Below are 14531 nucleotides of genomic sequence, written 5' to 3'. Positions count from 1 at the left end.
AACAAACTTGAGATGCTCCCCGTTTAGCAACATAGCCAATTATACTATTTCCAGTGGAGCTATTTAAAGCCATTTTATCATTTTTAGCCACCGATGGCACAAAAGGATAAAGTTGTTGTAAAAGATGACTAACAATACTTTCTCGATGTTGTTTTTCAGTAATAGTTAATTGATCTAAATTCAAACCATAATAAGTTGCTGAAGCAATTACTTCTTTAATTTCTCGTTGTATTTTTTCTTGTAATTGCTTATTTAACTGTTTTAAAGCTGTACCTAATTCTTGTTTTTCAGATGTGGATTTTCTTTTAATAATATCCAGTTTGAATAAATCATGACAAATATCTCTAACTGGTTTACGGGGAATAGCGATAGCAATACGTTTTTGATGTTGAGATTGGGAAATTAACTGATTTACTCTATTATGAACATATTGTATTTCTTCCATAGTTTCTGCTAAAACATAAGCAAAAATTCCTTTTCCTGCTATGTTTTCTAAGGTTCTGTCACTAAATAAAGCTTTCTCAAAGTCGGTGATACTGTAAAATTTGTATTCAAAGAACCATTTATAATTATTAAGCTGTTGATGCTTTTCAATAAAAGCTGTTCCTTCAATTTGAGCATATTTCAAGTAGTTGATAACTTCATTTTGACAATAGTCTACCGCTAACTTAACTCTTATTTTGTCAGCTTGTTTACTTGCTTCTTCTTCTAGTTGTTGACTAATTTCTAGTAAATTACTACCGGAATAAAAACGATAGGTATTATCTCCAGAATTGAAGTAAATAACTTTTCTGTCTTGGGCAAGTTTTTCTAAGGCTTCTTTGGTTTGTTTTTCTGATAAACCTGTTAATTCACTGAGAATAACATCATGTTTTTCTGATTCTGGTTTATATAGTTTACCCTGACTAACATAAAATAAGAAAAGTCCTTTTAAAATTGCAATTTCTTCAAGTGTAGCAGACGCAGCTATGGTATCATAGGCTTTTTGATATTCTGAATAATGACTATAAAACTCTGGTTGGGAAAAGTTATCTTCAAAAGCATCAATTAAGGAAATTGCAGGAATATAGTTTAGTTTACCATTTTTTTCCACAGGTTGAGAATTAATAAACAGCTTCACATCTTCTTTGATATATTGAATTGCTGTCCTTCCTTGAGTAAAATCTAAGTTACAAAGCAAATAACTATTTAAAGGATGGAGGGGAAAACAACCAATAGTGAGGGTATTATTAAAGTCTTCTAAAGTCCAATTTCTTTCTCGATAAATATTAATTCTGTGTTCATGGGATTTTCTACTATCAATTAAAAGTGTGTTACACCAAACTTGAAAAAATTGATTCCATGAATTATTGTGATCTTGTTTTGGTAATAAACCTTTAATTACTAATTCTAAACTAGAAGCAGGTTCATAGGTACTTTCGGCAATTTCCAAGCGGGAAGCAAGTTTCTTATAATCTTCTACTGATTGACTGGTAATTTGATAAATGGATTTTAAAGGTCTAATTTGGGTAAAACAAACTAAGGCTATTTTACTTTTATGATTTTCACAAGTTTTAGTAATACTTTGTAAAAAAGCACCACCAGCATTCACTGAATCTGCTGACCAAGATTTAAGATAATAATTAAGTTCATCAAATAAAATCAAAATTCCTGCATATTTAGCATTTTGTCCAACGCATAATTTATGAATTAATAGTTCTAAAATTTCCTCAACTTTTAAATCCGTATCAAAATCAAAAGCAAATCCTTTATTTAATTGTTTACTAATTTCTTTGACGGAGGGAATCACTCGATAATTATCTTTTTCTAATAAATCAATTAAGGTATGAAAATCTCCAAATTCGTTACCATTTTCGGCTAAAAATTGATTAGCTTCCTCAATTGCTGTATCTTTTAAATTTAATAAGTATTCTAAAGGTTTTTGACAAAGTAGCTGTCCTAAATTTTCTGTAATCCCTTCATTTTCTAATGTTTGACGCAGGGATTTTAAGAATATCTGTCTTAAATCTATTCCGTCATCTCCACTAATGCAAATTACTAAGTGTTTGGGATTACGTTTTTTATAAGCTGTTAATTCTTCTACTATTCCTTGATTATTTCCTACTGCATTTTTTACCTGTGCTAGTATTCCTTGATTTTCAGGAGTATCTAAGGATTTTTGAAAGTAGTTAGCAGCAACTAAAGCAAAATGAGATTTACCTTTACCGTAGTCTTGTACAAATAAATGGATATTTGGCTGATTAATATGATGATAACTTTTTTGAATTTCTGCGAGTATACCTAATGTAGAATCTTTGGTTTTTTGATGATTATAATTAAATACAAATCCTTGACATAACCGTAAGTTTTTATCAGTATTAGCCATCATACCAAAATTGACGGCGTTAGCTACCATTCCTAGTTCATTAATTTTCACTATTTGATTTAGTTGCATGATGGTAAATCTCCCTGGTATATGATATCTATAATATATGTTTATGGCATGGTTTGAATGCGTTTTTTGTGCCAATTGATCGGATAAATGCGAGTAGGAAGTACAATCCATAAAATGCTGGCTAAATGTCTCATGCTTCCTAATTGCTGCCAAAATAAACTCATAGGTGATGATGGTTTACTATAAAGATAAGTGACAAGAATTTCTAAGTCTTTTAATAGGACTATGGGTTTATTTGTTTGTTCACAAATTTCTCTAATTGCTGCTAATTCTTGACTTAAATTTTCTTGAAGAACCAGATATTTTTGTTTACTGTTAATACGACTAATCAAGTTATCCCGATAACTGATAATTTCGGCATTATTATGAAATGCGAGTTGCTGAATTTCTGCATCATTATAATTATCCCATAACAATAAATGCGGGTAATCTGTTGGTTTTGCATCTGGAAGTGATAAGTTATTGATTGTTACCATAAGCTTTTTCTAATAATTTGATAGGTTGATCCCAACGACGGATAATTTGATAGGGCGATACCGTGCGTCTTTGTTCTATAATTCCCAGAGATTCTATACTATTTAGATGTTGTTGTAATGCTTCTGGTTCAATAGCTAAAACTGGAACAATTCCCATTTTTTGATTGATAATATCATCTGTTAACACAGAAGTTTGCTTATTAAAATCTCGCTCCCAAAGTTTAGCAAGAAAATAACCAATCAAATAATAATTAGGAAGTTTGGTTTTTCCGGTTTGATATTTGTCCGTTTTAGTTTCCTGGATAATTTGACAATTAGCTAATGCTTGTGATTCGGTATAGGATCTTAAAATATATTTGAATCTTTCAGGAATTACTTTAGCTGGTTCTTCAAATATAGGAATACAATTTTGAAATAATTCATCTTTGGTAAATGTATTATTTTCTGGCAGAAATGTATAAATAAAATAAGTCCATCCTCCCCATTCCGCAGGGTTTTCTGGTATTTTGTTTAAACCTTCATTACCAAAGCTCAAATAAAAGTGCATTAACCAATCTGTAATTATTGATTGTAAATAAGGATCATATTTTAAAACTATTTTTCCTTCTGGACTGAGATAATTATCTTTAACTAAACCTGCTCTGGCTGCCCAACTTTTAATTTTACCAACTTTGGCATTACCTAAACCTGTTTTTGTCATCAGATTTTCTAAGGTATCTTTTAAACCTTTTTCTTCTGAAGCTGCTTCTAGTATTCTTTTAATTTCTTCTTTTTTGAGAGAAAAGTTACCGTTGAAATGCAGTTGCATTTTAGCCATAGTCTATCCAGTGTTGAGTAATATATATTTTCAGTTATTTTACTTAAAAACGCTTGCATTTGCGAGTAAAAACTGCTACTTATGTTTGACTGCGGTTGCAATATTTTCAGTTGTGTGTAAGTGCTGATTCTATTATAGTGTATATTATGACGTTTTAAAAGTCTGAGATCCCCGACTTTCTCTTTTTTGCTGTCAAAGAATTTTCAACTAATGTCAGAAGTCGGGGATTTTACCCATTTAACCCACAGAAAGTATCTGAGGTTGAGTTGCTAACTTTTCAGTAGCAGTAAAAACCTCTTGCCTAGCCCATTGATCGGCTGCTAAAATGTCATCTAAAGAAGGATTTTGTTTGTTATCATTTTGATGGCGATCGCACACAAATTCAATACACCGCGCAATATCCAAATAGCCAATTTTCTCATCTAAAAACAGCGCCACAGCTTGTTCATTGGCCGCATTCAAAACCGCCGGCATTGAACCACCTGCCCTACCCGCCGCATAAGCCAAACCCATGCAAGGATACTTTTGATGATCTGGTTCACGGAAAGTTAAATCACCAGATTTTACTAAATTCAATCTTTCCCAATTAGTGTAAATTCTTTCCGGCCAAGACATTGCATAAAGCAATGGTAAACGCATATCCGGCCAACCCAGTTGGGCTAAAACAGAAGTATCTTGTAACTCAATTAAAGAATGAATAATACTTTGGGGATGAATGACAATTTCGATATCATCATAATCCATCCCAAACAAATAATGAGCCTCAATTACTTCTAAACCCTTATTCATTAAAGTTGCCGAGTCTACAGTAATTTTACGCCCCATTGACCAATTAGGATGTTTAATAGCATCCGCAACTTTTACAGTGGGTAACTTTTCCACAGGCCAATCTCGGAACGCACCACCGGAAGCAGTTAGTAATATCTTCCTTAACCCACCTTGAGGAACACCTTGCAGACATTGAAAAATTGCGGAATGTTCAGAATCTGCTGGTAATAGTTTCACTCCGTGTTTTTCCACCAAAGGTAACACCACAGGCGCGCCCGCAATGATAGTTTCTTTATTTGCTAAAGCAATATCCTTACCCGCTTCAATTGCAGCTATGGTCGGTAATAAACCCGCACAACCAACAATACCAGTAACCACCGTTTGGGCATCACCATAACGGGCAACTTCAATCACTCCCGTTTCCCCAGCCAGTAAAATAGGTTGGGGGTAAACATCCTTAATTGCTTCCTGGAGTTCTGGTAACTTATCCGCAGCAGAAATAGCGGCAATTTGGGGGCGAAACTGGCGAATTTGCGCCGCGAATAACTCCACATTGCGTCCAGCAGCCAGTCCAACTATGCGAAACTTATCTGGATGTTCCGAAACGATATCTAAGGTTTGAGTACCAATTGACCCAGTAGAACCGATGAGAGTAATAGCTTTCACAATCTTTTAAGAATTAATAGATAATCTTAAATATAAATGGCTGGGGACTCATTAGATACGGGGATCATCGCAAATATGCAAATTTATCCTCAGAATTATCAGGATATAGGAGTAACATTTGGTTTAGAAAATATACGTAGAGGCGAAGCATTTGCCCCTGCAATATCGGTATTTTAGGTCACGAGTTCCACCGGAACGTCTCTACAGTAAGAGGAAAGAAAAATACATAAATAGGACTTACGCAAGATGTAACTGCAACCCTAGGGGTAATTCATGTAGCTTGCTTCCCGAAGGGTATTACCCCTACTTTCGTTCTATTTTGCGTAAGTCCTGATAAAATTAAACTCGCTTTCCTAATTCTTTCACCACAGCAACAAGTTCTTTAGTGGGAATATCTTTTTTGCAAATTTTATCAAAATTATCTGTATTTTTAGTTCCTCCATAAGATATTTCATCTAGAGAAGAATAAGCTAAAATTTGAGTTGTTGGCGATATAGATTTAATGTAATTAGATACTGACCAACCATCCATAATTGGCATTTGTAAATCTAGAATAATTACATCAGGTTGATAGCATTTAAACATTTCTATAGCTTCTTGACCATTACTAGCTAAACCCACAACATGAATATTTTCTTGCACAGAAAAAACTAATTGTAGGCTTAACCGAGTTAGTTCATGATCATCAACTATAAGCAGACGTAAGTTACTAGACTCACGGGACAACATTAACATTCCTAGAAAATAATTAATATGAAGTTATACCAATTGACTTCAATGCTGATACTGATAAATTTTGTGTAGGAGTTTAACCAAAACCCACCCAAATATTTTTATCATGATTAAACTGAAACAGCCTGATACCTATTAAGAAGTAGGAGGGCTATTTGCAGTTTACAAATATCAATACAAAAATCACTCTATCTTCCGGATGAATTTTCACCAATAATTTAGTAATTCTAATGCTAAAAAATCATAAAAAATGTCTTTTTTGCATTTTCTGAATTACTGAATAATAGCCCTCAGTCCTAAGATCAATAATATCGAGGACTAGAGAGAAAGTTATGATTCACCTTTGCTGCAACTGATGAGAATTTAAGAAAAGTTTAATTAATGCCTACAGCACGCAAAGCCATAGACATAATCGTTTTTTGAGAATTAGCTTCTCGGCTATCAACTGGATTTCTTTGGATATAAGTTCCATCAGATTGTAATTCCCAAGCATGACGATTATCCGCTAACATAATGCCTAAGATTTCTTGTAAATCCTTAGCAATATCAGGGTCTTTAATGGGAGTAATCACTTCAACTCGACGATCTAAATTTCGGCTCATCCAATCTGCACTACCGATATATATTTCTTCTTGACTATTGTTGTAGAAATAAAAGATGCGGGAGTGTTCCAAAAAGCGGCCAATAATGCTAATAATCCGAATATTTTCACTCAGATTTGCTATACCAGGACGTAAACAACAAATACCGCGAATAATGAGATCAATTTGCACACCAGCACGGGAAGCTTCATAGAGAGTGGCGATAATTTGCGGATCAACTAGAGCGTTCATTTTCCCCACAATGCGACCAGAAAATCCATTTTGGACATTTTCAATTTCGCGCTTAATTAATTCCAGAAAGCGATCGCGCATATTTACAGGAGCTACCATAATTTCTCGATAGGATTTTTGTCGAGAGTAGCCAGTTAAAAAATTAAACACATCGGTTAAATCTGCTCCCAATTCTTCCCGACAACTAAACAAACCTAAATCTGTATACAGTCGTGCGGTTTTTGGGTTATAGTTGCCAGTCCCAATATGTACATAGCGACGCATCCGATCTTTTTCTCTTCGCACCACCAGGACAATTTTGCTATGGGTTTTTAAACCCACCAAACCATAGACAACATGAACCCCAACTCTTTCTAAACGTCTAGCCCAGTAGATATTATTCTCCTCATCAAATCGGGCTTTTAATTCCACCAATACTGAAACTTGTTTACCATTTTCCGCCGCCGCAATTAAAGCATTAACTATGGGTGAATCTCCCGAAGTACGGTAAAGAGTCATTTTGATCGCCAACACATTGGGGTCATGGGCAGCACTGGTAATAAAACGCACTACTGAACCAGAAAAAGATTGATAGGGATGATGAACCAACAAATCTTTTTCCCGAATGATGGCAAAAAAATCTTTTCCTTCTTCTATTTCATGGACATCAAGATTAATTGATGGTTCTCTTAACCGTTGTAAACGGGAAGGAACAACAGATTGACGTGGGGGGTATTTCAGGTCCGGTAATGGTAGCGCCAGAAAATATATTAAATCCCGCAGTCCTAACAGACCATCAACCTCGTAAATATCATTTTCCGTTAATCCTAAATCCTGCAACAACCGAGAACGCACAGATTCAGGAGTTTGGGAGCGAATTTCTAACCTCACCGTACTACCACCCATGCGGCGTTTACGGAGTTCCTGTTCAATAGCTAATAACAGATCATCCGCTTCATCTTCTTCCAATTCTAGATCCGCATCACGGGTAATACGGAAGGGGTGATATTCTTGAATATTCATCCCTGGAAATAGAGATTCTAAATTATGAGCGATCGCTTGTTCTAAAGGAATCCCCGTCCAATTAGCAGTTTTACCATTGTCTTGAGTTCGTAACTCTGGAGGTAAAGGCAAAAATCGCGGTAACACCTGGGGAACTTTCACCCGTGCAAAAAACTCCTCATCCGTATCAGGATTTTTCAGCATCACCGCCAGATTTAAACTCAGATTAGAAATGTGGGGAAAAGGATGACTAGGATCAACAGCTAGAGGAGTCAGCACCGGAAACACCTGTTCCTCAAAATAGTTATCTAAATAACCGCGCTGTTTTTCATTCAGTTCTATGTAATCTAAAATATAGATTCCCTGTTGTATTAACAGCGGTCGCAGCACTTCCTCAAATTCTGCATTCAGTTTTTTAAGTTGCGGAATCAAATGCAGACGAATATCATCTAGTTGCTCTTGTGGTGTCCGTCCATCAGCAGTTAATAAATTCACAGTAGCTTCCACCTGTTGCTTTAACCCCGCCACGCGCACCATAAAAAATTCATCCAGATTAGAACTAAAAATCGCCAAAAATTTCAGCCTTTCTAATAAAGGAGTTCTCGGATCACAAGCTTCATGTAACACCCGATCATTAAATTTTAGCCAACTTAACTCACGGTTAATGTAGTATTGTGGCTCACTCAGATTAATTGCAGCAGGATTCTTTTTTGGTTTTGGCATAATCACCTAGATCAAGGCAGATATTACCTATCAAGCAAATGAATATCAATATCTTAATTGCTATTGATGAGATTTTAACAATTCTGGAACTATAAACCCGATCAAGTTTGCTTTGATGGTTTCCAGGTATAAAAAATAATTATTTCAGGACTTACGCAAAACAGAACGAAAGTAGGGGTAATACCCTTCGTAAAACAATTGGTATAAGTCCTATATTTTTTCGATAGAATCTACTTATTTAAGTGTTTCCAGAGAAACTAAGTGATAGATTCAATCATATCCAGCAAGGATGGCAATAGTGCATGACGATGAAATCCATAACTCACCCTACAATATTGTAACCGTCACCTGCAACCTGCTATATGTCTATTTATCTGTTTCAATCCACTCGTCGCCGTTTAGCGATTTGGTACACAGCTATAACCGCGATTTTACTATTATTATTTGCCAGTGGAGTATATTTATATGTTCGCAGTACATTAATAGAAAGAATTGACGATACATTATATCATGTTGTGGAAGTTGTCGAACGTTCTTTAATCATTGAACCCAACAATTTTCAACCTCATCAATTACAAGTAAATGTAAAAGATAGTTTTCCTAATAATGCTGAAAATGCCGAAGATGATCGCATTGATTTAGAGTGGTTTAGTCCCACTGGCGAATTACTCTGGTCAACTTTTTCCGAGATATTAGATATTCCTATTCATCCTAATCATACAGGTGAAACTGTGCGAGTCATAGGTATGGGAGGATGGGGAGAATCAGCACAATTATTAAGACAAGTTACCAAAAGAATCCAATTAGGTAGACAGGTTTTAGGTTATTTACGAGTTAGTCATCCCTGGTTTGAGGTGACAAAACCAAGCCGAGAATTAATTTTTGATTTAGCTTTAGGGATTAGTTTAATGTTATTGTCGGTAGGGGCTAGTGGTTGGTTTTTATCTGGTAAAGCCATGGAACCAGTGGGGGAATCTTACCAACGCTTAAAACAATTTACTGCTGATGCTTCCCATGAATTAAGAAGTCCCATTGCTTTAATTCAAACAAATGTACAAATTGCTTTAGCGGATTTAGATTTAATTACAGAAGAAAAAAATACCCTGCAATATCAACAACAATTAAAAGTAGTAGAAAGACTAACCCAACGATTGGGAAAATTAGTCAATGATTTGCTATTTTTAGCTAGACAAGATAGCGGTATTAATACAAACTTATTTTCCCCTTGTCCTTTAGATGCGTTATTAATAGAAGTTGTAGAAGAACAGCAACTTGTAGCCAGAGAAAAACAAATTCATCTAGGACTTAATTTTGTAGATTCTCCCTTAACAGCAGATAATCCTGAATTACTAGAAAACTGGTTTACCCTCATGGGAAATTGGGAACAATTAAGAAGATTATTTACAAATTTAATTGGTAATGCCTTGCAATATACGCCCAAAGCAGGAGTAATCAAAGTAGAATTAGCCAGAATAGAAAGCATGGGTAGAGTCATGGCTAATGCCAAACTATCACTATCAGGAATGCGTTACAGCAATTCTTATTTACAAATTAAAGTTAGTGATACCGGGATTGGTATTCCTCCAGAAGCATTACCAAAATTATTCGATCGCTTTTATCGTGTTGATCCAGCACGAACCCATAAAACTGGTAACTATTCTACAACCACAAATACTGGTTCAGGACTAGGATTAGCGATCGCTCAAGCCATTATTCAACATCATCAAGGACAAATTCAAGTCACCAGCACCATCGGTGCAGGTACCACTTTTACCATCACCCTCCCCATTTTACACCCAATTACCGACTGAAAAACAATCAGGAAGTAGGAAAGAATTTTCCCATTATCAATTACCCGTGACCTATCTCGCTGATTTTGTTAAGCTATCAGATAGCGTAGGGTGGCATTAGCCATCAGATTCCTTTCTTTTGCTCTAGAAGGTGATAGTGTGCCAAAACACATTCGGTTAATTTCTTTTTTGGTTGCCTGTAGTTTATGGAGTATGACTGAAACTGCTCATGCTCAGGCATTTATTCCCCATACAGTGCAAATTGATAATGCACAATTGGAAAAACAGGGCTTGAGCTTGGCACAAGAAGCAGCGCAGTTAGCCAAGTTTCAACAGGTTGAACCAGCTTTAGTCAGAGCGCAATTAGCAGCTAAATTAGCCCCCCAAAACGATAAAGTTTGGTGGTTATTGGGAAGTTTGTATTTACAAAATAAAGAATTTGATCAGGCTATTATCTCCTTAAACAAAGCCCAAACCCTCAACGGTAAAAACCCAGAGGTGCTATTTGCTTTAGGTTCAGCCAAATTTCAGAAAAAAGATTACCAAGCATCAATTAACCATTATCAAGCCGGTTTAAAATTGAAACCCAATTATGCCGGGGGATTTTTTGATTTAGGTAATGCCTATTATATGTTGCAGAAATTCCCAGAAGCGATCGCTCAATTTAATTTAGCTGTCAACCAAGATAAAAAGTTTTGGCCAGCAATTAATAATATTGGCTTGATTAAATACGAACAAGGGGATATTCCCGGAGCGATCCAGCAATGGCAAACAGCAGTTAGTATTGATAAAAAAGCAGCCGAACCATTACTAGCTTTAGCAGTAGCCTACTATAAACAAGGTAATCAGCAAAAAGCCTTACAAATGGGAGTATCTGCACTTCGTATAGATTACCGTTATGCAGACGTGGACTTTCTCATCGAAAATCTCTGGGGACAACGTTTGCTTTCAGATACTAAACAATTCTTAGCATTACCGCAAATTAAATCAGCCTCCCAAGGACAGTAGGAATCACCAAAGCCGTAATAGGGAGCAGGGGAGCAGGGGAGAAAATTATCTTCTTCCTTCTTCCTGAACTCCTGAACTCCTGCCCCTTGCCAATTAATTCTTTGATAACAGACCAATAATTTGATCAATAAACTCCTGATGATCCACCACAGGCTTAGAAATATAACCATCAGCGCCGCTTTGTTTCAAAAAATTCTCGCGATCGCCTTCCATAGCGTGTGCTGTAACTAAAATAATCGGTAAATTAGCTGTTTGCGGGTCAGATTTTAACATTTGTGTAATTTTGATACCATCAACAGACTGACCTTGGTATACACTACGTGACAGAGACACATCCATTAAAATCAAATCTATCTCACCCGCTTGGGCAATTTCCATCACCTCTTCCACATTTTCCGTATGTTTGACATCCAACCCGCCGCGTTTAGTTAGAATTTTGGAAAAAACGCGAGCATTAATCAAATCATCTTCGACAATCAGAACAGTTTTCATGAGACTTTATACTAATAGAGTGAATACCTAAGCAATATCTGTTGTGTTTTTAATAATCCATAAGCTTAGATCATATCCAGGATAATACTACTGCTCTTTCTCCTGATGAGTATCAAGATTGTGGGAGTATTTCTGTGTTAATCCCTTCTGTTGTAATTACAAACTGTGTTATCTTCTAGCGGCTGTTGTGTAGCTAAAATTCACAAGGAAACCTCATGGCAAAACAGTTAAACCTTCTCTCCAAGGGACAGGTCATCACCACCGCCCTACACACCGAAATGCAACGGTCATACCTAGAATATGCCATGAGTGTGATTGTGGGGCGTGCCTTACCAGATGTCCGTGATGGCTTAAAACCCGTACATCGCCGCATTTTATATGCGATGCACGAACTCGGTTTAACACCAGATAGACCTTACCGAAAATGCGCCCGTGTAGTGGGGGATGTTCTCGGTAAATATCATCCCCATGGTGATCAGTCGGTTTATGATGCCTTAGTTCGGTTAGTCCAAGACTTTTCCAGCCGTTATCCCCTACTAGGGGGACATGGTAACTTTGGCAGCGTGGATAATGACCCACCGGCAGCCATGCGTTACACGGAAACCCGTCTCGCACCCGTAGGACATGAAGGAATGTTGGCGGAAATTGCTGAAGAGACTGTAGAATTTACTGGCAATTTCGATAATTCCCAACAAGAACCAACGGTATTACCTGCTCAATTACCATTTTTGCTGCTCAACGGTTGTGCTGGCATTGCCGTGGGGATGGCCACAAACGTTCCTCCCCACAACTTAGGCGAAATTGTGGATGGCTTAATTGCTTTAATTGACAACCCAGAATTAAGCGATGAGAAATTATTCCAATTAATTCCCGGGCCAGACTTTCCCACAGGTGGGGAAATTGTTGATTATGGCGGCATTAAAGAAGCCTATACCACGGGTAAAGGTAGCATTATCCTCCGGGGAATAGTCACAGTGGAAGAAATTCCTGCCACCAAGGGAACTAAACGCCGTACCGCCTTGATAGTCACAGAACTGCCCTTTCAAGTTAACAAAGCTGGTTGGATTGAAAAAATCGCTGATTTAGTCAATCAAGGACGCTTACATGGCATTTCTGACATTCGGGATGAAAGCGATAGGGAAGGAATGCGCGTAGTTATTGAACTCAAACGTGATACCAACCCCCAGGAACTACTCGCGGCTTTATATCACCAAACCGCTTTACAAACCACCTTTGGGGCAATTCTCCTGGCCTTAGTGGATGGACAACCCCGCCAATTAAGCCTACGGCAACTATTAGAGGAATTTCTCAAGTTCCGAGAACATACCCTCAACCGTCGTTACAGTTACGAATTAGACAAAGCCGAAAACCGGGTCAATACCCTCACAGGTTTACTGAAAGCCCTCGCAAACTTAGATGATGTCATTGCCATCTTACGGCAAGCTCCCGATGGCAGTACCGCCAAAATGACACTTTCTAGCCGCCTGGATTTAACCGATGTCCAAGCAGATGCGATTCTGTCCATGCCCTTACGTCGTCTCACCAGTTTAGAACAGCAAAACTTACAAAAAGAATTTGATGAACTCAACCAGCAAATTTCCCTCCTGCGGACATTACTGGAAGACAGACGGGAATTACTCAAAGCCCTGAAAAAAGATTTACGCACTCTCAAACGTAAATATAGTGATCCTCGACGCACAAAAATAGTTCACACCACAGAAAAATCAGTATCAGAAGAAAAAGGTAAATCTAAACAAGCAGCAGTAGCAGCAGAAAATTCTCCAGCCAAAATTCCCACTCCTAAACCGGAGCAACCCCCAGAGGAAACCATTTTAGAAATTACCCAACGGGGTTATGTGCGACGTATTGCCCCCAATAGTAGAAAAACAAAAGCGGAAAACGGTTTAATGGATCATGATTTCATTATCCAAACCGCATTAACTAACACCCACAAAGACCTATTAATCCTTACCAGTGGTGGTAAAGTCTACCCCATCACCGTGGCAGATATTCCCCTCACTACCGGCCGTAGTTCAACTTCGCTCACTACAAGTTCAGCACGGGGTACACCCTTAATTACTCTACTTACCAGCACCGCCCAAGGTAACACTGAAGCTGTAATTACTCGGTTCTTACTCCCAGAACATCCTGAAACATCGGACATGGTGCTGTTGACCAAGGAAGGACGAATTAAACGCCTATCTTTATCAGAATTTATTAACCTCTCCCGCCGAGGGATTACAATTTTGAAACTCAAGGATGAGGACGAATTAGCTTTTACCCAGTTCACCACCAGTGGACAACACCTAATTTTAGCCAGTTCTAGTGGTCGTCTGTTAAGGTTTCCCGTCAATGATGAACAACTCCCAATTATGGGACGTGCGGCCATGGGATTACAAGCTTTCCGTCTGTTGAAAAATCAGCAAATGGTTGGCTGTGTCAATGTTGGCAAAGATGACCAATTATTGCTAGTCACTCAAGAAGGATTTGCGAAAACGATGCCAGCAAATCAGTTAAGGGCTGCTAGTCGCGGAGATTTAGGTATACAAGTTTTGAAATTTAATAACAAAACAGATAATTTAGCCGCAATGGTACAAGCAAAACCAGGAAGAGAAGTCGCATTACTGACAAATAAAGAGCGCGTTATCCGCATACCAGTAAATACAGTTCCTAGTCTCAGTAAAGATAGTAAAGGTGAAACTATTTGCCAACTCAACCGGGATGAAAGAATTATCTCTGTGGTGGAGGTGGATTAGGATTTTGATACTCCCCGGTCTTAACTAGGGGTTGAAAAGTTGTCTGTGAGGAGAG

General features: G+C 37.4%; 10 protein-coding genes. 3 read left to right on the top strand and 7 right to left on the bottom strand.

Annotated features, from left to right (window positions below; genetic code table 11):
* The 6 genes from CUN59_RS07080 to ppk1 all read right to left on the bottom strand — a co-directional run.
* Window positions 1–2434 (bottom strand): hypothetical protein (locus tag CUN59_RS07080; RefSeq protein ID WP_133164007.1); only part of this gene is annotated, 2434 nt, incomplete at its 3' end.
* Between the two features lie 41 nt (window positions 2435–2475).
* Window positions 2476–2910 (bottom strand): hypothetical protein, encoded by a 435-nt coding sequence (locus CUN59_RS07075; protein ID WP_104387181.1) that lies wholly within the window; start codon window positions 2908–2910, stop codon window positions 2476–2478.
* Window positions 2894–3727 (bottom strand): DUF4007 family protein, encoded by an 834-nt coding sequence (locus CUN59_RS07070; protein ID WP_104387180.1) that lies wholly within the window; start codon window positions 3725–3727, stop codon window positions 2894–2896. Before CUN59_RS07070 ends, CUN59_RS07075 begins: the two co-directional genes overlap by 17 nt.
* A gap of 237 nt (window positions 3728–3964) precedes the next feature.
* Window positions 3965–5161, bottom strand: coding sequence for a 1-deoxy-D-xylulose-5-phosphate reductoisomerase (gene dxr / locus CUN59_RS07065; RefSeq protein ID WP_104387179.1), 1197 nt, complete (start codon window positions 5159–5161; stop codon window positions 3965–3967).
* A 339-nt stretch (window positions 5162–5500) separates the two neighbouring features.
* Window positions 5501–5896, bottom strand: a complete 396-nt coding sequence (locus CUN59_RS07060; RefSeq protein ID WP_104387178.1) for a response regulator transcription factor — start codon at window positions 5894–5896, stop codon at window positions 5501–5503.
* Between the two features lie 371 nt (window positions 5897–6267).
* Window positions 6268–8430, bottom strand: coding sequence for a polyphosphate kinase 1 (ppk1, locus tag CUN59_RS07055; protein WP_104387177.1), 2163 nt, complete (start codon window positions 8428–8430; stop codon window positions 6268–6270).
* Between the two features lie 374 nt (window positions 8431–8804).
* Here ppk1 and CUN59_RS07050 point away from each other — a divergent pair, with 374 nt between their 5' ends.
* Together CUN59_RS07050 and CUN59_RS07045 are read left to right on the top strand one after the other, a co-directional pair.
* Window positions 8805–10241, top strand: a complete 1437-nt coding sequence (locus CUN59_RS07050) for a sensor histidine kinase (protein WP_104387183.1) — start codon at window positions 8805–8807, stop codon at window positions 10239–10241.
* A 138-nt stretch (window positions 10242–10379) separates the two neighbouring features.
* Complete coding sequence (locus CUN59_RS07045) at window positions 10380–11228, top strand: tetratricopeptide repeat protein (RefSeq protein WP_104387182.1); 849 nt, start codon at window positions 10380–10382, stop codon at window positions 11226–11228.
* 93 nt (window positions 11229–11321) lie between these two features.
* Here CUN59_RS07045 and CUN59_RS07040 read toward each other — a convergent pair whose 3' ends face one another.
* Window positions 11322–11720 (bottom strand): response regulator, encoded by a 399-nt coding sequence (locus CUN59_RS07040; RefSeq protein ID WP_104387176.1) that lies wholly within the window; start codon window positions 11718–11720, stop codon window positions 11322–11324.
* Window positions 11721–11935: 215 nt separating this feature from the next.
* Here CUN59_RS07040 and CUN59_RS07035 point away from each other — a divergent pair, with 215 nt between their 5' ends.
* Window positions 11936–14476 (top strand): DNA gyrase/topoisomerase IV subunit A, encoded by a 2541-nt coding sequence (locus CUN59_RS07035; protein ID WP_104387175.1) that lies wholly within the window; start codon window positions 11936–11938, stop codon window positions 14474–14476.
* The last annotated feature ends 55 nt before the right edge of the window (window positions 14477–14531 follow it).

Source organism: Cuspidothrix issatschenkoi CHARLIE-1 (assembly GCF_002934005.1).
Lineage (GTDB): Bacteria > Cyanobacteriota > Cyanobacteriia > Cyanobacteriales > Nostocaceae > Cuspidothrix > Cuspidothrix issatschenkoi.
Note: the sequence above shows the minus strand (reverse complement) of the source record. Positions and strands in the feature narration are given on the sequence as shown.

Excerpts from the sequence above, each read along its gene's own strand:
- CUN59_RS07075 (WP_104387181.1), bottom strand. The coding sequence starts at position 2,910 with ATGGTAACAATCAATAACTTATCACTTCCAGATGCAAAACCAACAGAT.
- CUN59_RS07070 (WP_104387180.1), bottom strand. The coding sequence starts at position 3,727 with ATGGCTAAAATGCAACTGCATTTCAACGGTAACTTTTCTCTCAAAAAA.
- CUN59_RS07060 (WP_104387178.1), bottom strand. The coding sequence starts at position 5,896 with ATGTTAATGTTGTCCCGTGAGTCTAGTAACTTACGTCTGCTTATAGTT.
- ppk1 (WP_104387177.1), bottom strand. The coding sequence starts at position 8,430 with ATGCCAAAACCAAAAAAGAATCCTGCTGCAATTAATCTGAGTGAGCCA.
- CUN59_RS07040 (WP_104387176.1), bottom strand. The coding sequence starts at position 11,720 with ATGAAAACTGTTCTGATTGTCGAAGATGATTTGATTAATGCTCGCGTT.
- CUN59_RS07035 (WP_104387175.1), top strand. The coding sequence starts at position 11,936 with ATGGCAAAACAGTTAAACCTTCTCTCCAAGGGACAGGTCATCACCACC.